Source organism: Streptomyces sp. WY228, assembly GCF_019287315.1.
Taxonomy (GTDB): Bacteria; Actinomycetota; Actinomycetes; order Streptomycetales; family Streptomycetaceae; genus Streptomyces; species Streptomyces caviscabies.
On sequence record NZ_CP079114.1, the window covers coordinates 2,534,291 to 2,556,664 of the forward strand.

18 protein-coding genes and 2 tRNA genes are annotated in these 22,374 nt (G+C 69.3%); 3 read left to right on the top strand and 17 right to left on the bottom strand.

Going from position 1 to position 22,374, the window contains the following annotated elements:
- Positions 1-10: 10 nt before the first annotated feature.
- The 10 genes from KV381_RS10970 to KV381_RS11015 form a co-directional block, all read right to left on the bottom strand.
- Positions 11-1,537, bottom strand: a complete 1,527-nt coding sequence (locus KV381_RS10970; RefSeq protein ID WP_218785130.1) for a CYTH and CHAD domain-containing protein — start codon at positions 1,535-1,537, stop codon at positions 11-13.
- A gap of 30 nt (positions 1,538-1,567) precedes the next feature.
- On the bottom strand, positions 1,568-2,761 hold the full coding sequence (gene rodA / locus KV381_RS10975; protein WP_030077778.1) for a rod shape-determining protein RodA: 1,194 nt from the start codon (positions 2,759-2,761) through the stop codon (positions 1,568-1,570).
- The gene (mrdA, locus tag KV381_RS10980; RefSeq protein WP_030625974.1) at positions 2,761-4,983 is read right to left on the bottom strand and encodes a penicillin-binding protein 2; all 2,223 of its coding nucleotides are present in this window, start codon (positions 4,981-4,983) and stop codon (positions 2,761-2,763) included. The genes rodA and mrdA overlap by 1 nt, the downstream gene beginning before the upstream one ends.
- Before the next feature lie 34 nt (positions 4,984-5,017).
- Positions 5,018-5,683: a rod shape-determining protein MreD gene (gene mreD / locus KV381_RS10985; protein ID WP_030077774.1), complete on the bottom strand. Its 666-nt coding sequence runs from the start codon at positions 5,681-5,683 to the stop codon at positions 5,018-5,020.
- Between the two features lie 11 nt (positions 5,684-5,694).
- Positions 5,695-6,744 carry a rod shape-determining protein MreC gene (gene mreC, locus KV381_RS10990; protein WP_218785131.1) on the bottom strand — a complete coding sequence of 350 codons (1,050 nt, stop codon included), beginning with the start codon at positions 6,742-6,744 and terminating at the stop codon, positions 5,695-5,697.
- Between the two features lie 182 nt (positions 6,745-6,926).
- On the bottom strand, positions 6,927-7,946 hold the full coding sequence (locus KV381_RS10995) for a rod shape-determining protein (RefSeq protein WP_007448937.1): 1,020 nt from the start codon (positions 7,944-7,946) through the stop codon (positions 6,927-6,929).
- Positions 7,947-8,234: 288 nt separating this feature from the next.
- Positions 8,235-8,648: a nucleoside-diphosphate kinase gene (gene ndk / locus KV381_RS11000; protein ID WP_030077767.1), complete on the bottom strand. Its 414-nt coding sequence runs from the start codon at positions 8,646-8,648 to the stop codon at positions 8,235-8,237.
- Between the two features lie 181 nt (positions 8,649-8,829).
- Complete coding sequence (locus KV381_RS11005) at positions 8,830-9,183, bottom strand: DUF4233 domain-containing protein (RefSeq protein ID WP_030077765.1); 354 nt, start codon at positions 9,181-9,183, stop codon at positions 8,830-8,832.
- Positions 9,184-9,190: 7 nt separating this feature from the next.
- A complete protein-coding gene (locus KV381_RS11010; protein ID WP_098024535.1) occupies positions 9,191-10,714 on the bottom strand; it encodes a folylpolyglutamate synthase/dihydrofolate synthase family protein in 1,524 nt (507 codons plus the stop codon).
- 177 nt (positions 10,715-10,891) lie between these two features.
- Positions 10,892-13,513 (bottom strand): valine--tRNA ligase, encoded by a 2,622-nt coding sequence (locus KV381_RS11015; protein ID WP_030625972.1) that lies wholly within the window; start codon positions 13,511-13,513, stop codon positions 10,892-10,894.
- Positions 13,514-13,650: 137 nt separating this feature from the next.
- Between KV381_RS11015 and KV381_RS11020 the strand changes: the two genes are divergently transcribed.
- Positions 13,651-14,664 (top strand): hypothetical protein, encoded by a 1,014-nt coding sequence (locus KV381_RS11020; protein WP_030077759.1) that lies wholly within the window; start codon positions 13,651-13,653, stop codon positions 14,662-14,664.
- Between the two features lie 73 nt (positions 14,665-14,737).
- On the opposite strand, the gene clpX is transcribed toward KV381_RS11020, so the two are convergent.
- From clpX to KV381_RS11045, 5 genes are all read right to left on the bottom strand, one after another.
- Positions 14,738-16,036 (bottom strand): ATP-dependent Clp protease ATP-binding subunit ClpX, encoded by a 1,299-nt coding sequence (clpX, locus tag KV381_RS11025; RefSeq protein WP_030625971.1) that lies wholly within the window; start codon positions 16,034-16,036, stop codon positions 14,738-14,740.
- Between the two features lie 156 nt (positions 16,037-16,192).
- Entirely contained in the window at positions 16,193-16,876 is a 684-nt protein-coding gene (locus tag KV381_RS11030) for an ATP-dependent Clp protease proteolytic subunit (protein WP_030077756.1), read from the bottom strand.
- Between the two features lie 82 nt (positions 16,877-16,958).
- Positions 16,959-17,564, bottom strand: coding sequence for an ATP-dependent Clp protease proteolytic subunit (locus KV381_RS11035; RefSeq protein WP_030077754.1), 606 nt, complete (start codon positions 17,562-17,564; stop codon positions 16,959-16,961).
- Positions 17,565-17,830: 266 nt separating this feature from the next.
- Positions 17,831-19,231: a trigger factor gene (gene tig, locus KV381_RS11040; RefSeq protein ID WP_030625970.1), complete on the bottom strand. Its 1,401-nt coding sequence runs from the start codon at positions 19,229-19,231 to the stop codon at positions 17,831-17,833.
- A 150-nt stretch (positions 19,232-19,381) separates the two neighbouring features.
- Positions 19,382-19,458 (bottom strand) — tRNA-Pro (locus tag KV381_RS11045).
- A 199-nt stretch (positions 19,459-19,657) separates the two neighbouring features.
- Here KV381_RS11045 and KV381_RS11050 point away from each other — a divergent pair.
- Positions 19,658-19,731 (top strand) — tRNA-Gly (locus KV381_RS11050).
- Between the two features lie 99 nt (positions 19,732-19,830).
- On the opposite strand, the gene KV381_RS11055 is transcribed toward KV381_RS11050, so the two are convergent.
- Positions 19,831-20,007 (bottom strand): hypothetical protein, encoded by a 177-nt coding sequence (locus KV381_RS11055; RefSeq protein ID WP_018959195.1) that lies wholly within the window; start codon positions 20,005-20,007, stop codon positions 19,831-19,833.
- A 528-nt stretch (positions 20,008-20,535) separates the two neighbouring features.
- Between KV381_RS11055 and KV381_RS11060 the strand changes: the two genes are divergently transcribed.
- Complete coding sequence (locus KV381_RS11060) at positions 20,536-21,714, top strand: acyltransferase family protein (RefSeq protein WP_030625966.1); 1,179 nt, start codon at positions 20,536-20,538, stop codon at positions 21,712-21,714.
- A 101-nt stretch (positions 21,715-21,815) separates the two neighbouring features.
- On the opposite strand, the gene KV381_RS11065 is transcribed toward KV381_RS11060, so the two are convergent.
- Positions 21,816-22,316 carry an HD domain-containing protein gene (locus tag KV381_RS11065; protein WP_098024532.1) on the bottom strand — a complete coding sequence of 167 codons (501 nt, stop codon included), beginning with the start codon at positions 22,314-22,316 and terminating at the stop codon, positions 21,816-21,818.
- Positions 22,317-22,374: the final 58 nt, after the last annotated feature.

Sequence of the window (22,374 nt, forward strand, 5' to 3'; positions counted from 1 at the left end):
ACCCCGCGTCTCAGTGCTTCAGATCCGCCCGCAGTACGGGGTCCGAGGCGCGGGCCCAGACCTCGGGCAGCTCACGCTCCCGGGCCTCGGCGGCGGCCTCCTCCCGCGCGTACAGAAGTCCCCAGGTGAACGCGGTCTCGCCCGCCGCGTGCGACTGGATCGCGAGGGTGCGCAGGGCCTCGCGGGCGACGACGCTGTCCTGGTGGTCGCCGAGGACGGTCTGTACGGCTTTCACCCTCTTGGCGAACCGCTTGGCGGGTTTGCCGAGCGCGGGCCGGGCCGATTCACCCGCGTACCGGGCGCGCTTGGCGGCCTTGCGGGCCTCGTGCATCGCGGTGTCGCGCTCGGGGCCCGGCGGGTGCTCCAGGGCGTGCTCCATGCGGCGCGCGAGCCTCTCGTAGTCCTTGAGCACCGCCCGGGGCAGGGCCTTGCCCGGTGCCCGGCGGGCGGCCGGGCGCAGCGGCGGGTCGGCGCTCAGCGCTTCGAGGGCGTCCAGGAGGTCCAGATACCGCTTCCCGTCGAGTACGTCGATGATCCTGCGGCGCGAACCGGTGCGACGGGCGGCCGACCAGGCGCGGAGACGGCCGCGCACCGGGCCGAGGGCCAGGGTGGCGGGCAGCGCCTCGACGCGGGCGCCGAGGCGTTCGTCCAGGACCTCCTGGTCGCGGTCGAGGCCCAGTTCGGCGGCGAGCCACTTGAGCTCGGCGCCGAGCGGGTCGGTGACCGCGCGGTCCAGGAGCTTGCGGTGGGTCTTGAAGGCGCTGCGCAGCCGGCGGGTGGCGACACGCATCTTGTGCACGGAGTCGGGAAGGTCGCGGCGGACGGCGGGGTCGAGGTCGACGATCGTGCGGATCTGCTTGCGTACGTAGGCGAGGACGTGGTCGCCGGCGGTGTGCGGCGCGGTCTTCCCCTGCTTCTTCCCGTCCCGTACGGGTGTCGTCTCCGCCAGCGCCCTCGCGAACTTCGACGACGACCCGGCGGGGCGGATCCCGGCCTTGCGCAGCCGCTTCTCGACCGCGTCCAGGACGGCGGGGTCGCCGTCGTCGGCCAGCTCGACCTCGATCTCGGTCCAGGCGGCCGTGGTGCCGCTCCCCTCCCCCGCGAGCCGCTCGGCGCGCACTCGGTCGACGCTGACCTCGGCGAGGAGGGTGCCGTCGGCGGCGGTGAGGTGGTGGACGTCGCGGGCGGAGCGCAGCCGGACGACGGGGGCGAGCTCCGCGTGGCGGACGCGGGAGCGGAGCAGGGCGGCCAGCGGGCGCGGCAGGGTGTCGGCGAGCGGTTCGTGCAGCTCGTCCCGGGTGCCGACCGCGACGGGGAACTTCAGGTGCCAGCCCTCGTCGGCCCCGCCGGTCCTGCGGCGCAGGGTGAGGGAGTCGGCGGCGAGGCGGAGGTCCGCGGTGTCGTGGTAGACGGCGTCGAGCTCCGTCACTCCCCGGGAGACGACCCGGCCGACCCCGGCCACCCGGCTCAGGTCGGGCAGCCGGGTGTCGTCGGTGGCTTCGTACTTCCGCTCGATCTCGCGTTTGGTGTCCGCCATGTACGGACACCTACCCGCGAGCGTCCGGGTTCAGGCGGACATGGGCCGTTGCACCCGGATCGACTGGAGCAGTCCGATCGCCACCCAGACGGCGAACATCGAGGATCCTCCGTAGGAGACGAAGGGCAGCGGCAGCCCGGCGACCGGCATGATGCCGAGCGTCATGCCGATGTTCTCGAAGGCCTGGAAGGCGAACCAGGCGATGATCCCGGCGGCGACGACCGTGCCGTACAGCTCGGTGGTCTCGCGGGCGATCCGGCAGGCGCGCCACAGGACGACGCCCAGGAGCAGGATGATCAGGCCCGCGCCGAGGAAGCCCAGCTCCTCGCCGGCGACGGTGAAGACGAAGTCGGTCTGCTGCTCGGGCACGAACTGACCGGTGGTCTGGGTGCCTTCGAAGAGTCCGGTGCCGGTGAGTCCGCCGGAGCCGATCGCGATGCGGGCCTGGTTGGTGTTGTAGCCGACGCCGGCCGGGTCGAGCGCGGGGTTGGCGAAGGCGGCGAACCGGGCGATCTGGTAGTCGTCGAGCAGACCGAGCTGCCAGATGGCGACGGCCCCGCCCGCGCCCGCGCCGATGAGGCCGAAGACCCAGCGGTTGGAGGCGCCGGAGGCCAGCAGGACGCCGAGGACGATGACGGCCATGACCATCACCGAGCCGAGGTCCGGCATCAGCATGACGATGGCCATCGGGATCGCCGCGAGGCCCAGGGCCTTGGCGACGGTGCGGTGGTCGGGGTGGGCCTGGTCGCCCGCGTCGACGCGGGCCGCCAGCAGCATCGCCATCACCAGAATGATGGTGATCTTGGTGAACTCGGAGGGCTGGATCGAGAAGCCGGCCGGCAGCTTGATCCAGGCGTGGGCGCCGTTGACGGTGGTGCCGAGCGGGGTGAGGACCGCCAGGACCAGCAGCACCGAGATGCCGTAGAGGACCGGGACGGCCCCGCGCAGGGTGCGGTGGCCGAGCCAGATCGTGCCGATCATCAGGGCGAGGCCGATGCCGGTGTTGAGGGCGTGCCTCAGGAGGAAGAAGTACGGGTCGCCCTGGGTGAGGTGGTCGCGGTTGCGGGTCGCGGACCACACGAGCAGCGAGCCGAGGAACGAGAGCGCGAGCGCGGCCCCGAGCAGCGGCCAGTCCAGCCGCCGTACGAGGGAGTCGCGGGCCGTCAGCTTGGCCCAGGAGCCCTCGTCGGGGCCGTACCGGGATACGGAGAATCCACCTGCCATTACGGCTGCCTCCCCGTCGACGCCGGTGACCCGGTGAGTCCGGGCTGGCCACCGGGCTGCAGCGGCAGTTGGGGTTCCTGTCCCCCGGGCTGCTCCTCGGGCGTGACCGGATTGGGGTCGTAGGGCTTGACCTTCGGCGCGTAGATCGAGCCGTCGGGCTGGATCTTCGGCAGCGCCTTCTGGGGCTTCGGCAGCAAGGCCCTCTCTTTGTCCTGGTTGCCCTCGGCGTCGAGGCCGTAGAGCGCGTCGTAGATCTTGCGGACCGCGGGCCCGGCGGCGCCGGAGCCGGTGCCGCCCTGGGAGATCGTCATGACGATCGTGTAGTCGTCGGTGTAGGTCGCGAACCACGCGGTGGTCTGCTTGCCGTACACCTGGGCGGTACCGGTCTTGGCGCGCATCGGGATCTTGTCCTGCGGCCAGCCGCCGAACCGCCAGGCGGCGGTGCCGCCCGGCTCGACCACCGAGCGGAGCCCCTTGTCGAGGTCCTTGATGGTCTGGGCGTTGACCGGCAGCTTGCCGCTGACCTTGGGCTTGATCTCCTGGACGGTCTTGCCGTCGGGGCTGATCACGGCCTTGCCGACGGTGGGCTCGTGGAGGGTGCCGCCGTTGCTGATGGCGGCGTAGGCGGTGGCCATCTGGATGGGGGTGACGAGGACGTCACCCTGGCCGATCGCGTAGTTGATGCTGTCGTAGGCCTTGAGCTGGTTGCCTTCGAGGCAGCTCTCGTACGCGATCTGCTGGACGTAGGTGCCGCCCTTCTTGCCCTCCTTGCACCAGGCGTCCTTGTTCGCCTTCCAGAAGTCCTGCTTCCACTGGCGGTCCGGGATGCGGCCCTTGACCTCGTTGGGCAGGTCGATGCCGGTCTCGGCGCCGAGCCCGAAGTCACGGGCGGTCGTGTAGAACCAGTTCTTGGCGTCCTTCTTGGGCTTTATGCCGCCGTCCTTCACCCACTCCTCGTGGCCGAGGCGGTAGAAGACGGTGTTGCAGGAGTACTTGAGCGCGTCGCCGAGGGTGATGGGGCCGTGGCCCTGGGACTCGAAGTTCGCGAAGGTCTGGTTGCCGAGGCTGTAGGAGCTGCTGCACTCGTAGCGGTCGTTGAAGGCGTGACCACCGCGTACGGCCGCGCTCGCCGAGACCACCTTGAAGATCGAGCCGGCCGGCGCCTGGCCCTGGATGCCCCGGTTGAGCAGCGGGTAGTTGGACTTCTTGCTGGTGAGCTTGGCGTACTCCTTGCCGGAGATGCCGCCGACCCAGGCGTTGGGGTCGTAGTCGGGCTGGGAGGCCATCGACACCACGCGCCCGGTCTTCGACTCCATGACGACGACGGCGCCGGAGTCGGCCTCGTACTTCCGGCCGGTGATCTTGTCGGTCTCCTGGCGGACGGTCTTCATCGCCTGGGCGAGCTCGTACTCGGCGACCGCCTGGACGCGGGCGTCGAGGCTGGTGACCAGGGTGGAGCCGGAGACCGCCGGGTCGTTCTCGGCCTCGCCCATGACGCGGCCGAGGTTGTCGACCTCGTAGCGGGTGACGCCCGCCTTGCCGCGCAGCTCCTTGTCGTACGTGCGCTCAAGACCCGAGCGGCCGACCTGGTCGGAGCGCAGATAGGGCGACGGGCCGTCCTGCGCCTGCTGGATCTCGTCGTCGGTGACGGGCGAGAGGTAGCCGAGGACCTGTGCGGTCTTCGCCTTGCCGGGCGCGGTGTAGCGGCGTACGGCGGTGGGTTCGGCGGTGATGCCGGGGAAGTCCTCGGCGCGCTCGCGGATCTGGAGGGCCTGCTGGGTGGTGGCCTCGTCGGTGACCGGGATCGGCTGGTAGGGCGATCCGTTCCAGCAGGGCTGGGGGGTCTTGGAGTCGCAGAGGCGGACCTTGTCGCGGACGTCCTGGACCTTCATGTCCAGTACGTCGGCGAGCCGGGTGAGGACGCCGACGCCGTCGTCCTTCATCTTCAGCAGTTCGGTGCGGCTGGCGGAGACGACGAGGCGGGTCTCGTTGTCGGCGAGCGGTACGCCGCGGGCGTCGAGGATCGAGCCGCGCACGGCGGGCTGGACGACCTGCTGCACCCCGTTGCCCGCGGCTTCGGCGGTGTACTCGTCGCCGTTGCGGATCTGGAGGTACCAGAGGCGGCCGCCGAGGGTGAGCAGCAGCGAGAAGACGAGGACCTGGATGACGATGAGCCGGATCTGGACCCGCTGGGTCCGCCCGGTCTCGGGAATGTTGCTCACGCGGTTCCCCCGGCGTCCTCTGTCGCGTACGGCTTCACAGTCGCTTGACCCCCTTGATCCTGCCCGCGCGGGCGGCGCGGTTGCGGGCGGCCTTGACGCGCAGGCCGCCGCGCTGGTTGCCGATCCGGAGCCCGGTGCCCGAGGAGAGCCAGCCGGCGGCGACGTCGCTGCCACCGGAGGAGGCCTCGGCGATCGGGTCGTTCTCGGTACGTCTGGCCAGCGCCATGATGAGCGGCACGGTGAACGGCGCCAGCAGCAGGTCGTAGATCAAGGCGGTGAACAGCAGGCTGCCCAGGCCCACATGGCGGGCGGCGGTGTCGCCGACGAGCGCGCCGACGCCCGCGTACAGCAGGGTCGAGCCGATCGCGGCGGCGACGACGACGGCCATCGGGGCGAAGGCCGACTTCAGCTGCCCGTTCTCCGGCCGGGCCAGGCCCGCGAGGTAGCCGATGACGCAGAGCACCAGGGCGTAGCGCCCGGCGGCGTGGTCGGCGGGCGGGGCGAGGTCCGCGAGGAGGCCGGCGCCGAAACCGATGAGGGAGCCGCTGACGGGCCCGTACACGAAGGCGAGTCCGAGGACGGTGAGGAGCAGCAGGTCCGGGACGGCGCCGGGGAGCTGGAGGCGGGCGAGGACGGAGACCTGGATGACCAGGGCGACGACGACCAGGGCGGTGGAGAGCAGAGTCCGGTTGATGCGCATGGGGATCAGCTCTACTCCTGGTCGTTGGCCGCGTTGTCGGGTTGGGCGTTGCCCTGCTGGTCGCCTGCCGCGTCACCGGCGGCGTCGCCGCCCGGCTCCTCGTTGATGTTGCCGACGACCTTGCCGGAGCCGTCCACCAGATCGCCGTTGGCCTGGACGGTGACGGTGACCGTGGGGGTCGGCTTCGGCTTCGCCTTGGCGGGCCGCTTGGGCAGGACCGTGTCGCGCGGGTCCTCGCGGGGGGCCTGGACGACGACGCCGACGATGTCGAGCTTGGTGAACCCGACGTACGGCTTCACGTAGACGGTCCGGGTCAGTTCGCCGCCGGAGGGGTCGACACGGACGACCTCGCCGACCGGGACGCCGGGCACGAAGGGCTTGTCCTTGCTGGAGCCGAAGGTGACGAGCCGGTCGCCGGCCTTCACCTTGGCCTTGCCGTTGAGGAACTGCACCGACAGCGGGCGCGAGCCCTGGCCGGTGGCGAAGCCGAGCTCGTCGGTCTTCTCCATCCGGGTGCCGACGGTGAAGTCGGGGTCGTTGGCGAGCAGGACCGTCGCGGTGCTGGGCCCGACGGTGGTGACCCGCCCGACCAGCCCCTCCCCGTTGAGGACGGTCATGTCGCGGCGGATGCCGTCGTCGGCCCCGGCGTCGATGGTGACCGTCCAGGAGAAGCCCTGGGCCGCTCCTATGGCGATGACCTCGGCGCCCTTGATGCCGTACTGTCCGGCGCCCGCGTTCTTCAGCATGGCGTCGAGCTGACGGACCCGGCTGTTGGTGCGGTCGTCGCTGCCGAGCTTGGCCTTCAGCGCGGCGTTCTCCTGCTCCAGCGTGGAGATCCGGTCGTGCCGGTTGCCGGAGTCCCGGACGGCCCCTATGGCGTTGCCCACCGGGTCGACCGCTGCCGCTACGCCGTTCTCGACCGGCCCGAAGACGGTGGCCGCGGCCTGCCGCGCGCCGTCGACCGGTGACTCCTCGCCGCCTCGGATATCGACCGTGATCAGGGCGAATGCGATGGCGATCAAGAGCACCAGGAGCAGCCGGCTCTCTCGTGTGTCCCTCACGTGCGGCGGCCGTGCCTTCCTCGTCGGAATGTTCGTGCCTGTGTAGGTGTCGCTGTCCGTACACCGATACGTCTGTCGTCAGGTATCGATACGTGTACAGCAACGATCTATATCAACGATCCGGCGGGCGGAGCCGCAGCGTCCGCGGTCCGCGCGCCGGATCGGGTGATGCTCCGCCCGGTCTAACGGCGGGGCTGGGCGTCCAGCACCTGCTGGAGCGCCTCGAACTCCTCGACGCACTTGCCGGATCCGAGCGCCACCGAGTCCAGCGGGTCCTCGGCGATGTGGATCGGCATGCCCGTCTCGTGGCGCAGCCGCTCGTCCAGACCGCGCAGCAGCGCGCCGCCGCCGGTGAGGACGATGCCGCGGTCCATGACGTCGCCGGACAGCTCGGGCGGGCACTTGTCGAGCGTCGTCTTCACGGCGTCGACGATCGCGTTGACCGGCTCCTCGATGGCCTTGCGGACCTCGGCGGCCGAGATGACGACCGTCTTGGGCAGCCCGGAGACCAGGTCGCGGCCGCGGATCTCGGTGTGCTCGTCCTTCTCCAGGTCGAACGCCGAACCGATGGTGATCTTGATCTGTTCGGCGGTCCGCTCACCGAGGAGGAGCGAGTACTCCTTCTTGATGTGCTGGATGATCGCGTTGTCCAGCTCGTCACCGGCGGTGCGGATCGACTGGGCGGTGACGATGCCGCCGAGCGAGATCACGGCGACCTCGGTGGTGCCGCCGCCGATGTCGACCACCATGTTCCCGGTGGCCTCGTGGACCGGGAGGCCGGAGCCGATGGCGGCGGCCATGGGCTCCTCGATGATGTGCACCTGGCGCGCGCCGGCCTGCGTGGACGCCTCGATGACGGCGCGGCGCTCGACCCCGGTGATACCGGAGGGCACGCAGACGACGACCCGGGGGCGGGCGAGATAGCGACGCTTGTGGATCTTGAGGATGAAGTAGCGGAGCATCCGCTCGGTGATCTCGAAGTCGGCGATCACGCCGTCCTTCAGCGGTCGCACGGCAACGATGTTGCCCGGCGTGCGCCCGATCATCTTCTTGGCCTCGGAGCCGACCGCCAGAATTCCGCCGGTGTTGGTGTTGATGGCCACGACGGACGGCTCGTTCAGGACGATGCCGCGCCCCCTGACGTACACCAGCGTGTTGGCAGTCCCGAGGTCGATAGCCATGTCACGGCCGATGAACGACATTGAGTTCCCCTTGTTCCCCATGAGGATGCGTCGGGCCTTCCCAGGTAGCGAAGATGGCTGGTTCTGGTAGGCGAGGTTGGCGCTGCGGGCGTGGAAGCTTCCATCGTAGTGCCGTATGCACGGACACAGCGCGAGGGTCCTTCGCCATTGTGAGCGGAACGGGTGGCCGTTCTACCCATGGTGACGTTACGTCGGAGGGATGCGTTCCCGCGATCCCAAACCCTATGCCGAGGGGCGACCGAATTACTTCGGTCGCCCCTCGCATACAGCGCTGTTTGGCCGATCGGGTCAGGAAAGTCCCGGAAAGAAAAGCTTCAGTTCTCGCTCTGCGGACTCCTCGGAGTCCGAGGCGTGGATGAGGTTCTCGCGGGTGATCGTGCCGAAGTCACCACGGATCGACCCGGGCGCGGCGGCGATCGGGTCGGTGGGGCCGGCCAGGGTGCGGATGCCCTCGATGACCCGCTCACCTTCGGCCACCAGGGCGACGACGGGGCCGGAGGCCATGAACTCCATGAGCGGCTCGTAGAACGGGCGGCCCTTGTGCTCGCCGTAGTGCTGCTCCAGCGTCTCGTGGTCCAGGGTGCGCAGCTCCAGCGCGGTGATCCGCCAGTCCGCCTTGCGCTCGATGCGGCCGACGATCTCGCCGATCAGGCCACGGCGGACCGCGTCGGGCTTGAGCAGGACGAGAGTGCGCTGAGTCATGTACGGCTCCTTGCAAGGCCAGGCATACGGGTGCGGTGAGGGCGAGATTACAGGGGTACGGAGACGGGTCTGCGCCCGGGTTCACCCAGGGTCACCTTCGGGCCCCGGTTTTCCGGGGTCCGAAGGCGGGCCGCGCGTGTCGGACGGGCCCCGGCGTGATCCGGCCGGGCGGCTCCGGGCCTCAGGCCGCGGCCTCGCCGGTCTCCTGCCGGGCGGCCCAGGCGGCCTTGGCCTCGTCGATCTTGCGGCCGTAGTGGATCGAGGCCCACCACAGTCCGCCGAAGGCGAGGCCCAGGATGAACATCATCGGGACCACGAAACCGCTGAGGACCAGCGCGACCTGGAGCGCCCAGCCCAGCTGGACGCCACCGGGCCGGGTGATCATTCCGCACAGCAGCACGGACAGGGCCATGCCGATGCCGCACACCGTCCAGACCAGGGCCATGGAGGCGTCGTCCAGCTTCATCGCGACGAGACCGGCGAAGCCGATCACGAAGAACTCGCCGATCAGCGTCGAGGCGCAGAGCGTCCGCATCGGTGTCTCAACCCCTTCCCAGCAGCAGCCGGGCTTCGCCGACCGTGATCACGGACCCGGTCACCAGCACCCCGGCGCCCGCGTACTCGTCGTCCTCCTCGGCCAGCGTGATCGCCGCCTCCAGCGCGTCGTCGAGCCGCGGCTCGACCTGCACCCGGTCGTCGCCGAAGACCTCGACGGCGATGGCGGCCAGCTCGTCCGCGTCCATCGCGCGCGGGGTGGAGTTCTGCGTGACGACGATCTCGGCGAAGATCGGCTCGAAGGCTTCCAGGAGCCCGCGCACGTCCTTGTCGCCGCTGGTGCCGACCACGCCGATCAGCCGGGAGAAGCTGAACGCCTCGGAGATGCCGTCGGAGGCCGCCTTGGCGCCGGCCGGGTTGTGCGCGGCGTCCAGCACGACGGTCGGGCTGGAGCGCACGACCTCCAGCCGTCCCGGCGAGAGCACCGAGGCGAACGCCTTGCGGATCGCGTCGATGTCGAGGGAGCGGGCCTGCTCGGCGCCGATGCCGAAGAACGCCTCGACCGCGGAGAGCGCGACGGCGGCGTTGTGCGCCTGGTGGGCGCCGTACAGCGGAAGGAAGATGTCCTCGTACTCGCCGCCGAGTCCGCGCAGCGTCAGCAGCTGCCCGCCGACCGCGATCTCGCGCGAGGTGACGCCGAACTCCATGCCCTCGCGGGCCACGGTGGCGTCCACCTCGACGGCCTTCTTCAGCATCACCTGCGCGGCGTCCACCGGCTGCTGCGCCAGGATGACCGTGGCGCCCTCCTTGATGATCCCGGACTTCTCGCCGGCGATCTCGGCGGGCGTGGTGCCGAGCCGGTCGGTGTGGTCCAGCGAGATCGGGGTGACGACGGCGACCGTGGAGTCGATGACGTTCGTCGCGTCCCAGGTGCCGCCCATGCCGACCTCGACGACCGCCACATCGACGGGCGCGTCGGCGAAGGACGCGTACGCCATGCCGGTGAGGACCTCGAAGAAGGAGAGCCGGTAGGGCTGCTGGGCGTCGACCATCTCGACGTACGGCTTGATGTCCTCGTACGTCTCGATGAACCGCTCGGGCGCGATCGGCGAGCCGTCGAGGCTGATCCGCTCGGTGATCGACTGGACGTGCGGGGAGGTGTAGCGGCCGGTGCGCAGCTCGAAGGCGTTGAGCAGGGCCTCGATCATGCGGGCCGTGCTGGTCTTGCCGTTGGTGCCGGTGATGTGGATGGAGGGGTAGGCGCGCTGCGGCTCGCCGAGGACGTCCATCAGCGCGGCGATCCGGGTGACGGACGGCTCCAGCTTGGTCTCGCCCCAGCGTCCGGCGAGCTCCTGCTCCACCGCGCGCAGCGCCTTGTCGGTCTCGGGGTCGGCCGGGCGGGCCGGGACCGCTTCGCCCTGCGGCTGGCCCGAGTGGGTGCGCAGTGTGCGGCTCCCGGCCTCGATCACCGCCAGGTCGGGGTCGCGCTGGGTCGCCTCGTCGACGATCTCCTCGAAGGTGTCGTCGGGATCGGACGCGTCGTGCCGGTCTGAAGGGCGGGGCTCACTCACGGGCCCCAGTCTACGGATGGGCACCGACAACGCACGCAGCGCCCGGCGAACGGTCCGGAGGACGTACGGGGAAGCCCCCGCATCCCCGGTCGGTCGGGGTACGGGGGCTTCGTCGGGGGGTGTCTGACCATTCGGCGTCGCCCGCCCGCGCCGAACGGTCAGACAACCCCTGGCCGATCAGGCCTGCGGGAGGCCCGCCAGCTGGGCGCCGATCCGCTCGATGTCGGCCTCGGCCTTGGCGAGCCGGCCGCGGATCTTGTCGACCACGTTGTCCGGGGCCTTGGCCAGGAAGGCCTCGTTGCCGAGCTTGCCGGTGGCCTGGGCCTTCTCCTTCTGCGCGGCCTCCAGGTCCTTCGTGAGGCGCTTGCGCTCCGCCGCCACGTCGATCGTGCCGGAGAGGTCCAGGGCGACGGTGGCCCCGGCGACCGGGAGGGACGCGGTGGCCTGGAAGCCGTCCCCGGCAGGCTGGAGCCGCAGGAGCTGGCGGATGGCCGCCTCGTGCGGGGCGAGCTCCGTGCCGGTCAGGGTCAGCTCGGCCGGGACCTTCTGGCCGGGCTGGAGACCCTGGTCGTTACGGAAGCGCCGGACCTCGGTGACGACCTGCTGGACCAGCTCGATCTCCTTCTCGGCCGCGTCGTCGCGGAAGCCGGAGTCGCCCGGCCACTCGGCGATGACGATCGACTCGCGCCCGGTGAGCGCGGTCCACAGCGCCTCCGTGACGAACGGGACGATCGGGTGCAGCAGCCGGAGCATCACGTCCAGGACCTCGCCGAGGACCCGGCCCGAGACCTCGGCCGGGCGGCCGCCCGCGAAGAACGTGGTCTTGGACAGCTCGACGTACCAGTCGAAGACCTCGTCCCACGCGAAGTGGCGCAGCGACTCACTGATCTTGGCGAACTGGAAGTCGTCGTAGAACGCGTCGACCTCGGCGACCGTCTTGTTCAGACGGGACAGGATCCAGCGGTCGGTGACCGACATCTCCTCGACCGGGGGCAGTTCGCCCTCGATCGTCGCGCCGTTCATCAGGGCGAAGCGGGTGGCGTTCCAGATCTTGTTGGAGAACTTCGCCGAACCCTGGACCCACTCCTCGCCGATCGGGACGTCGGTGCCGGGGTTGGCGCCGCGCGCGAGGGTGAAGCGCAGGGCGTCGGAGCCGTACTTGTCCATCCAGTCCAGCGGGTTGACGACGTTGCCGAAGGACTTCGACATCTTCTTGCCGTGCTCGTCGCGGACCATGCCGTGCAGGACGATGGTGGAGAAGGGCGGGACGCCGTCGTTGACGTACAGGCCGAACATCATCATCCGGGCGACCCAGAAGAAGAGGATGTCGTAGCCGGTGACCAGGACGGAGTTCGGATAGAACTTCGCGAGGCTGTCGGTCTTCTCGGGCCAGCCGAGGGTGGAGAACGGCCACAGGCCGGAGGAGAACCAGGTGTCCAGGACATCGCTGTCCTGGGTCCAGCCCTCGCCGGTGGGCGCCGCCTCGTCCGGTCCGACGCAGACGACCTCGCCGTTCGGGCCGTACCAGACGGGGATGCGGTGGCCCCACCAGAGCTGGCGCGAGATCGTCCAGTCGTGGAGGTTGTCGACCCAGTCGAAGTAGCGCTTCTCCATCTCCTGCGGGTGGATCTTGACGCTGCCGTCGCGGACCGCGTCGCCGGCGGCCTTGGCGAGCGGGGCGACCTTGACCCACCACTGGAGGGAGAGGCGCGGCTCGATGGTGGTCTTGCAGCGCGAGCAGTGCCCGACGGAGTGGACGTAGGGCCGCTTCTCGGCGACGATCCGGCCCTCGGCGCGGAGGGCGGCGACGATGGCGGAGCGGGCCTCCAGCCGGTCCAGGCCCTGGAAGGGGCCGGGGACGGTGATGACGGCGCGCTCGTCCAGGACCGTGAGGAACGGCAGGTCGTGGCGCTTGCCGATCTCGAAGTCGTTCGGGTCGTGGGCCGGGGTCACCTTGACCGCGCCGGTGCCGAACTCCGGGTCGACGTGGTGGTCGGCGACGACGGGGATGGTGCGGTCGGTCAGCGGCAGGCTGATCTGCTTGCCGACCAGGTGCTGGTAGCGCTCGTCGTCGGGGTGGACGGCGACGGCCGTGTCACCGAGCATCGTCTCGGCGCGGGTGGTGGCGACGACGATGGTCTCGTCCCCGTCCCCGTACCTCATGGAGACGAGCTCGCCGTCGTCCTCCTGGTACTCGACCTCGATGTCGGAGATCGCGGTGAGACAGCGGGGGCACCAGTTGATGATGCGCTCGGCGCGGTAGATCAGCCCGTCGTCGTACATCTGCTTGAAGACGGTCTGGACGGCCTTGGACAGGCCCTCGTCCATGGTGAAGCGCTCACGCGACCAGGCGACGCCCTCGCCGAGGCGGCGCATCTGGCCGGAGATCTGGCCGCCGGACTCGTTCTTCCACTGCCAGACCCGCTCGACGAAGGCCTCGCGGCCCAGGTCGTGGCGGGACTTGCCCTCCTTGCCGAGCTCGCGCTCGACGACGTTCTGGGTGGCGATGCCGGCGTGGTCCATGCCCGGCTGGTAGAGCGCCTCGTAGCCCTGCATCCGCTTCCGGCGGACGAGGGCGTCGATCAGGGTGTGCTCGAAGGCGTGGCCCAGGTGGAGGGAGCCGGTGACGTTCGGCGGCGGGATGACGATGCTGTACGGCGGCTTGTCGCTGTGCTCGTCGGCTTCGAAGTAACCACGCTCTACCCAGCGCTCGTACAGCTTCCCCTCTACATCGGCCGGCGCGTACTGGGTCGGCAGTTCGGGGTTGCTGGCTGGCTGCTGCGATGAGTTCTCGGTCACGGGAGACAGTTTAGGGCCGTCACAGGTCTGCACTGAAACGGATTGGTTCAGTAACGGTGTCGGGCCCGATCCCCCATGTCAGGACGGCTTCCGTCAGGATGTTCGCAACACATAAGGATTCTGGAGGGGACACCGCAATGAGCTACAACCAGCCGGGCCCGTACGGTGGGCAGCCGCCGCAGGGCCAGCCCGGACCGTACGGACAGCAGCCCGGGCCGTACGGCGGCCAGCCGCCGCAGGGCCCCCCGCAGGGCCAGCCCGGTTACGGTTACCCGCAGCAGGCCCCTCAGGGCGTCCCGCCGCAGCAGCCGAACCCGTACGGCCAGCCCCAGCAGCCGCCGCAGGGCTACGGCTACCCGCAGGCCCAGCAGCCGGGCCCGTACGGCCAGCAGCCGCCCGCACCGCCGTACGGCGGCCAGCCTCCGTACGGGGCCCAGCCGCAGCAGCCGAAGAAGAAGACCGGGCTGATCATCGGTGTCTCCGTGGTGGCGCTGGCGGTCATCGCGGGCGGGGTGTACTTCCTGACCTCCGGCGGCGGCAGCAGCGATGTGGCGGACTCCACCAAGGGGTACAAGCTGACGCCCCCGGCCTCCGTGGAGGACTACACGAAGGACCCCTCCAAGCCTGCGGTGTCCGGCCCGGTCACCGGCGAGGACAAGACCGAGGCCGAGGCCATGGGCGTCAAGGACGCCAACAAGGCGGGCGCCCAGTACAAGGCCGGCACCAAGGACAACCCCCTCGCCCAGAAGATCCTCATCTTCGAGGGCGTCTGGGGTGAGGTCTCGGACCCGGCGAAGACGCTCGACAACGCCTTCTCCAAGGCCGAGAAGAACATGACGAAGGACACCAACAACAGTGGCGCCAAGGCCTCGCTGGTGGGCAGTCCCAAGGAGTTCAAGCCGGAAGGCTTCGACGGCGCCCTGATGAAGTGCCAGGACCTCAAGATGGACACCAGCCAGAACAGCTCCGGTTCCGCCGCCAAGGGGCCGAAGGAGTTCACCATGCCGGTCTGCATCTGGGCCGACTACAGCACGGTCGGCATCGTCGCCGGTCTCGACGTCGCCTCGGCGCTGACGGAGAAGTCCGTGCCGCAGGAGGACATGGCCGACCTCGCCGCCAAGCTGTACAACACCTCGCGCACCAAGATCTGACCGCTCGACGCCGAAGGGGCGCCCGCCGGTTCATCCGGTGGGCGCCCCTTCGGCGTACGCAAGTCGTCTGCCGCTACGCGGACTTCTCGTGCCGGCCGCCGTCGTTCTTGCCGATCGTGCGCGGCTCGCGCGGGACCAGCGTCGGGTTGACGTTGTCGCGGACGACGTCCGGGGTGATGACGACGCGGGCGACGTCCTTGCGGGACGGCACCTCGTACATCACGGACTGGAGGACTTCCTCCATGATCGCCCGCAGACCGCGCGCGCCGGTCTGGCGCAGGATCGCCTGGTCGGCGATGGCCTCCAGCGCCTCGCGCTCGAACTCCAGCTCCACGCCGTCGAGTTCGAAGAGGCGCTGGTACTGCTTGACCAGGGCGTTGCGCGGCTCGATGAGGATCTGGAGCAGGGCCTCGCGGTCCAGGTTGTGGACCGAGGTCAGCACGGGGAGACGGCCGATGAACTCGGGGATCATCCCGAACTTCACCAGGTCCTCCGGCATGACCTCCTGGAACTGGTCGCTCGCCTGGATCTCCAGCTTGGAGCGGATCGTGGCGCCGAAGCCGATGCCCTTGGCGCCGGCCCGGGACTCGATGATCTTCTCCAGGCCGGAGAACGCGCCGCCCACGATGAACAGCACGTTCGTCGTGTCGATCTGGATGAACTCCTGGTGGGGGTGCTTGCGTCCGCCCTGCGGCGGGACGGAGGCGGTGGTGCCCTCCAGGATCTTCAGCAGGGCCTGCTGCACGCCCTCGCCGGAGACATCGCGGGTGATCGACGGGTTCTCGCTCTTGCGGGCGACCTTGTCGATCTCGTCGATGTAGATGATCCCGGTCTCGGCCTTCTTGACGTCGTAGTCGGCCGCCTGGATCAGCTTGAGCAGGATGTTCTCGACGTCCTCGCCGACATAGCCGGCCTCCGTCAGCGCCGTCGCGTCCGCGATGGCGAACGGGACGTTGAGCATGCGGGCGAGCGTCTGCGCTAGGAGCGTCTTGCCGGAACCCGTGGGGCCCAGCAGGAGGATGTTCGACTTGGCGAGCTCGATCGCGTCCTCACGACCCGCGCCGCCGCCGTTCTCCCCGGCCTGGACCCGCTTGTAGTGGTTGTACACCGCGACCGAGAGGGCCTTCTTCGCGGGCTCCTGCCCGACGACGTACCCCTCCAGGAACTCGTAGATCTCGCGGGGCTTGGGAAGCTCTTCCCAGCGCACCTCGCTCGTCTCCGCGAGCTCCTCCTCGATGATCTCGTTGCAGAGATCGATGCACTCGTCGCAGATGTACACACCGGGTCCCGCGATGAGCTTCTTCACCTGCTTCTGGCTCTTTCCGCAGAACGAGCACTTGAGCAGGTCGCCGCCATCACCGATGCGTGCCACGAGGTGCTTCCCCTTCGCCTGGGAGACGCCTGGTTCAGCGGCTCCTGGTGCCTCTATCCGACGGTACCTTGCCTGGGCCCCCGTTCGGGCCCCCCTTGGCACGGTTCACACGGCCGTGGTCGTGCGAACGGTATGTGCCAAGGGGAAAGACCGACGTCAGAGCGATGCGCCCGCGGTGGTCTTGCGGGTGGAAACGATCTGGTCGACCAGACCGTACGCGAGGGCGTCCTCGGCCGTGAGGATCTTGTCGCGCTCGATGTCCTCGCTGATCTTCTCCAGCGGGGTCGTCGAGTGGCGGGCCAGCATCTCCTCCAGCTGCGTCCGCATGCGGAGGATCTCGTTGGCCGCGATCTCCAGGTCGGAGAGCTGCTCGCGGCCCGTCTGCGAGGACGGCTGGTGGATGAGGACCCGGGCGTGCGGGAGCGCCATGCGCTTGCCCGGGGTGCCCGCGGCGAGCAGGACGGCGGCGGCGGAGGCCGCCTGGCCCATGCAGACCGTCTGGATGTCCGGCTTCACGAACTGCATCGTGTCGTAGATCGCGGTGAGCGCGGTGAACGAGCCGCCGGGGCTGTTGATGTAGATCGAGATGTCGCGGTCGGGGTCCATCGACTCCAGGCACAGCAGCTGCGCCATGACGTCGTTGGCCGAGGCGTCGTCGATCTGGACGCCCAGGAAGATCACGCGCTCCTCGAAGAGCTTCGCGTACGGGTCGTACTCGCGCACACCCTGCGAGGTGCGCTCCACGAAGCGCGGGACGACGTAGCGGTTGTCCACCTGCGGGCCGGTGTAGAGGCCGCTCGCGGAGGCGCCGGTGTAGTTGTTCATGTGGGTCTTCACCATCCTGGTGGCGTTCTGGGGCTGGAGGTCTCGGCGTACGAGAGGGGCGTGCGGGAGTGGTGCCGACGGTCCGGTGCGGACCGGATCAGGCACCGGTGCCGCCGCCGCCCGGGATGCCCGACGCGAACGTGATGATCTCGTCGATGAGGCCGTACTCCTTGGCCTCCTCCGCCGTGTACCAGCGGTCGCGGTCGCCGTCACGGATGATCGTCTCGACGGTCTGGCCGGAGTGCCGGGCGGTGATCTCCGCCATCCGCGTCTTGGTGCGGAGCAGGTACTCGGCCTGGATCTTGATGTCCGAGGCCGTGCCGCCGATACCGGCCGAACCCTGGTGCATGAGGATGTCGGTGTTCGGGAGCGCGAAGCGCTTGCCCGCGGCGCCACCGGTGAGCAGGAACTGGCCCATGGAGGCGGCCATGCCCATGCCGATGGTGACGACGTCGTTGGGGATGTACTGCATGGTGTCGTAGACCGCCATGCCGGCCGTCACCGAACCACCGGGGCTGTTGATGTAGAGGTAGATGTCCTTGTCCGGGTCGGCGGCAAGGAGGAGAAGCTGTGCGGTGATCTTGTTGGCGATGTCATCGTCGACCTGCTGACCGAGGAAGATGATGCGCTCGCCGAGCAGTCGGCTGTAGACCTGGTCACCGAGGCCTCCACCGAGGGACGGCTCTCCGGCGGCGTAGGGCATCAGATTCGTCACGTATCCACCTGCTCGTCTCTGACGGCTCCGGCCGTCTCAGCGTCTTCGTACCGGGCGGGTGAAGTCACTGCCCCACCCTTCCTCTTCATGGACCCTAACGCGCAGGTGGGACAACGCCATCCCGCTTCCGCAACTGTTCGCTGGGAGCGCAAGGTCCGCAGTGGGCACAAGGGTTCCGGGGCCGTACGGCCCTACGACGACGGGCCCCGAACACAGGAAGCGTTCGGGGCCCGTCGTTCGGATCAGGGCGAGGCTCAGGCCTCGTTCTTCTCCTCGGCCTTGTCGTCCGCCTTCTCCTCGGTGGCGGCCTCGGCCGTCTCCGTGGTCCCGGCGGTCTCGTCCTCGTCGTCCTCCAGGTCGACGACCTCACCGTTGGTGTCGACGACCTTGGCGGCCTCGACGACGACGGCGAGCGCCTTGCCGCGGGCGACCTCGCCGACGAGCATCGGCACCTGGCCACCCTCGACGACGGCCTGGGCGAACTGGTCGGGGCTCATGCCGGAGGAGGCAGCGCGCCGCATGAGGTGCTCGGTGAGCTCCTCCTGGTTGACGTTCAGCTTCTCCTTGTTGACGAGCTCGTCCAGGATGAACTGGGTCTTGATGCCCTTGACGGCCTGCTCGGAGGTCTCGTTCTCGAACTCCTCCAGGGTCTTGCCCTGGATCTCGAGGTACTTCTCCAGGTCGAGACCCATCTGACCGAGCTGGTGGTGCTCCAGGTTGTGCTTGCGGGTCTGGACCTCGTCCGCGAGCAGCTTCTCCGGGATCGGGACCTCGGCGAGCTTCAGCAGCTCCTCCAGGACCCGCTCCTGGGCCTGGGTGGCCTGGTCGTACTGCTTGGTGGTCTCCAGGCGCTTGCGGCTGTCGGCCTTCAGCTCCTCCAGCGTGTCGAACTCGCTGGCCATCTGGGCGAAGTCGTCGTCCAGCTCGGGGAGCTCACGGGCGGCGACGGCGGTGACCTTGACGGTGACCTCCGCGTCCTTGCCCTCGGCGGAGCCGCCCTTCAGCTGCGAGGTGAAGGTGGCCTCGCCACCGGCCTCCAGGCCGGTCACGGCCTCGTCGATGCCGTCGAGGAGCTCGCCGGAACCGATGGTGTACGAGACACCGTCGGCCACGCCGTCCTCCAGGACCTCGCCGTCGACCTTGGCCTGCAGGTCGATGGTGACGACGTCGCCGTCGGCGGCGGCGCGCTCGACCGGGTTGGTGGCGGCGAAGCGCTCACGGAGCTGCTCCACGGCCTTCTCGACCTCTTCGTCGGTGACCTCGAGGGCGTCGACGGTGACCTCGATGCCGGAGTAGTCCGGGATCTCGATCTCGGGGCGTACGTCAACCTCGGCGGTGAAGGCCAGCAGCTCGCCGTCCTTCAGCTCGGTGATGTCGACCTCGGGCTGGCCGAGGACGTTCAGCTCACCCTCGTTGACCGCCTCGGTGTAGAACTTCGGGAGGGCGTCGTTGACGGCCTCCTCCAGCACCGCACCGCGGCCGAACCGCTGGTCGATGACGCGGGCCGGGATCTTGCCCTTGCGGAAGCCCTTCACCGTGACCTGCTGGTTGATCTTCTTGTACGCCGCGTCGAGGCTGTCCTTGAGCTCCTCGAAGGGCACCTCGATGCTGAGCCGAACCCGAGTCGGGTTCAGGGTCTCCACGGCGCTCTTCACGGTTCGGTCTCCTTGGTGGCTGACTTCTTGGGGTTCTGCTGGGCCGCCGAGTGGCGGCTTCGCGGACCGAGCCCGGTACATCAGACACACGGGCACGCATTTTGCATAGTAACGGCAAGGGGGAGGACTCCCACAATGCGATCTTGCTGGTGGTCGGGGTGGCCGGATTCGAACCGACGACCTTCCGCTCCCAAAGCGGACGCGCTACCAAGCTGCGCCACACCCCGTCGGTGCGACACGTAGGGTACATGCACGGGAGCAGTGGGTCCGCCGCTTTACGAAGCGGCGTCAGGGGTCGGGCGCGGGTCCGGTCCGCGTCGGATCCGGCTCGGGTCCGGCGGCCGGCACAACGGGTGTGCGGGCACCGCCGCCGACCCGCTACGATGCTCTTCGTGCCGCGGTCCACGGACCTGCGGTGCGACGCTTGCGGGCGTAGCTCAATGGTAGAGCCCTAGTCTTCCAAACTAGCTACGCGGGTTCGATTCCCGTCGCCCGCTCCACGCAGTCGAGGGCCGGGCCGGAGGATCATCCTCCGGCCCGGCCCTCTTGCTTGCCCTCGTGCTGTGCGGGCCCCGCCCCGGACGTGGCGGCGGCGGGCCTCAGAAGCTGATCTGGTTGATGGTGTCGGCTATCGAGTTCATGAACCTGTTGATCGACGGGGCCATGCCGGTCGATGCCAGGAAGAAGCCGAAGAGCACGGCGACGATCGCGGGACCGGCCTTGATGGATCCGCCACGGATCATTACCACCAGGATGACCGCGAACAGCAGCACCATAGACAGTGAAATAGCCACGTCTGATCACACCCTCGGTCGGTCCGCCTTGCCGGCCCGGAAGCGTGCACCACCGCGCGCCCCGTCGACTCCATCGTGCCACCAACTCCCCCGTGGTTGCTGCCGGGTGACGGAACGAACTGACCGGATCCCGCCATCCTTCACGGGTCGGCGCCGTCGCGACGACGACCACCGGACGGCGCCCGCGCGCCACCCGCGCGGGTGGCGCGCGGTGCACGCCGGGCGCTCGCGCCGTCCACGCGCTCCCTGTGCGTCGGCTGCGAAATGCCCGCGGCCGAATATCCACCGCGTCGATCGTTTCCGCATCCCCACACTTCATTCACAGCCAATTGACGGCATGGATGCGACGTAATTCACTCCGGTCAACAGCCGGACGATATGCCCCATTTAAGCGGGATCAAGTGTGTCATAGCGGGCGGTGTTCGACGGTTTCACATTCGAATAGAGGGGAACACGCGATATCTCCCCGCAGTTTTACGCGAGGCAATCGACCGGTCTAAGGTGCCTTAGATGTTCCAAGCTCCGAGCGTATTTCAGAGGGCCCCGCTGCCCCCGGCGACCCGGGAGTCGACCCGGGAGTCGGAGCCCAGACACGAGCAGACGCTCACCGCCACGGCGCCCCGGCCCGCCACCGAGCCCGGTGCGCCGGGGGTCGCCGCTCCGGCGTCCGCGGCGGCACGGAAGCGCGATCCCTACTTCGACAATGTGAAGTATCTGGCCATCGTTCTCGTCGCGGTGGCCCACGCCTGGGAACCGGTGATGGACGGCAGCCGCGCCACCCGGGCGCTGTACATGATCGTGTACACGTTCCACATGCCGGCCTTCATCCTCATCTCCGGCTATTTCTCGCGGTCGTTCGACATGACGCCGTCCAAGGTGAAGCGGCTGATCACCGGCGTCGCGGTGCCGTACGTGCTGTTCGAGACGGCCTATTCGCTCTTCAAGCGGTACGCGGACGATTCGCCCGACATGGCGATCAGCCTTCTCGACCCGTTCTTCCTGACCTGGTTCCTGATCGCCCTGTTCATCTGGCGGGTGACCACGCCGATCTGGCGCACGCTGCGCCATCCGCTGCCGGTGGCGCTCGCCATCGCCGTGCTCGCCTCCGTCTCCCCCGACATCGGCGACGACCTCGATCTCCAGCGGGTGCTGCAGTTCCTGCCGTTCTTCGTGCTCGGTCTGCTGCTGAAGCCCGAGCACTTCCAGCTGGTCAGGCGGCGTGAGGTGCGGCTGCTGTCGGTGCCGCTGTTCGCGGGCGCGCTGCTCTTCGCGTACTGGATCGCCCCGCGCATGCAGCTCGGCTGGCTCTACCGGGCCAACAGCGCGCAGGAGATGGACGCCCCGTGGTGGTCGGGCGCGGTGATGACGCTCGCGATGTTCGGCTGCGCCCTGGCCCTGACGATCGGCTTCCTGGCCTGGGTGCCCGGCCGGGCCAGGTGGTTCACGGTACTCGGAGCCGGAACGATCTGCGGTTATCTGCTGCACGGTTTCCTGATCAAGGGGGCCGAGTACGCGGGGCTGTTCGACCGCTACACCTGGCTCTCCGACCCGGTCGGACTGGTCGTCGTCTCGCTCGCGGCGGCGGTGGCGGTGACTCTGATGTGCACCCCGCTGGTGGGCCGCGCCCTGAAGTGGGCCACCGAGCCGGACATGACCTGGGCGTTCCGCAAGGACCCCGCGAAGCGCTGAGACCCCGGCGGGCCGGCCGTTCACGGACCCGGCCACCGCCCTTCTCGCCGGGCTTCTCGCCGACTTTCCCCTGATCCACCCGTGGCCCTGCCGCGGGTGGATCAGTGCGTTCCCGGGTTGGCCTGATTCTTTCGGTCCGAGGGTGATTCATCGCCGACCAGCCCCAACAGGCCGCGCACCTGCGCATACTTCGCCGTCAGCCGGGTACGCGTCGCCTCGTCCAGGACCGCGAGGCGGGCGGGATCCGCGTTGTGCGCGAGGTCGGCCTCCTTGATGAGCAGCGCGCCCGGGGTGGCCAGGATCCGCGCGGTGTACGAGGACAGCTCCTCGCCCGGCCGCTTGGTCACCGCCAGGACCATGTCCTTCACCTCCTGCGGCAGCGCGGCCTCGGCCAGCCACCGGGCGGAGAGCGCGTCGTCCTCGACCGCGTCGTGCAGCCAGGCCGCCGCGATCTGCCGGTCGTCGCCGCCCCGCACCCGTACACCTTCGGCCACCGCCGCCAGGTGTTCCCCGTACGGGCGGCCCGCCTTGTCGGTCTGGAGCGCGTGGGCCTCGCGGGCGATGGCCTCCACCTCGGCGAGGCTCAGATCGTGGTCCGTCATGGGCCCGACTTTACGACCGCGTCCGGGACGGCGTTCGAGGCCCCACCCGCGGCCGTTC

Bases quoted from the DNA above. Each gene is read 5' to 3' on its own strand.
- KV381_RS11030 (WP_030077756.1), bottom strand. From the start codon at position 16,876: ATGGTGAAGACCCACATGAACAACTACACCGGCGCCTCCGCGAGCGGC.
- KV381_RS11005 (WP_030077765.1), bottom strand. From the start codon at position 9,183: ATGCGGACGCTCTGCGCCTCGACGCTGATCGGCGAGTTCTTCGTGATC.
- KV381_RS11020 (WP_030077759.1), top strand. From the start codon at position 13,651: ATGAGCTACAACCAGCCGGGCCCGTACGGTGGGCAGCCGCCGCAGGGC.
- mreD (WP_030077774.1), bottom strand. From the start codon at position 5,683: ATGCGCATCAACCGGACTCTGCTCTCCACCGCCCTGGTCGTCGTCGCC.
- KV381_RS11035 (WP_030077754.1), bottom strand. From the start codon at position 17,564: ATGCCCTACGCCGCCGGAGAGCCGTCCCTCGGTGGAGGCCTCGGTGAC.
- KV381_RS11060 (WP_030625966.1), top strand. From the start codon at position 20,536: ATGTTCCAAGCTCCGAGCGTATTTCAGAGGGCCCCGCTGCCCCCGGCG.
- KV381_RS11065 (WP_098024532.1), bottom strand. From the start codon at position 22,316: ATGACGGACCACGATCTGAGCCTCGCCGAGGTGGAGGCCATCGCCCGC.
- rodA (WP_030077778.1), bottom strand. From the start codon at position 2,761: ATGGCAGGTGGATTCTCCGTATCCCGGTACGGCCCCGACGAGGGCTCC.
- ndk (WP_030077767.1), bottom strand. From the start codon at position 8,648: ATGACTCAGCGCACTCTCGTCCTGCTCAAGCCCGACGCGGTCCGCCGT.
- KV381_RS11055 (WP_018959195.1), bottom strand. From the start codon at position 20,007: ATGGTGCTGCTGTTCGCGGTCATCCTGGTGGTAATGATCCGTGGCGGA.
- KV381_RS10970 (WP_218785130.1), bottom strand. From the start codon at position 1,537: ATGGCGGACACCAAACGCGAGATCGAGCGGAAGTACGAAGCCACCGAC.
- KV381_RS10995 (WP_007448937.1), bottom strand. From the start codon at position 7,946: ATGTCGTTCATCGGCCGTGACATGGCTATCGACCTCGGGACTGCCAAC.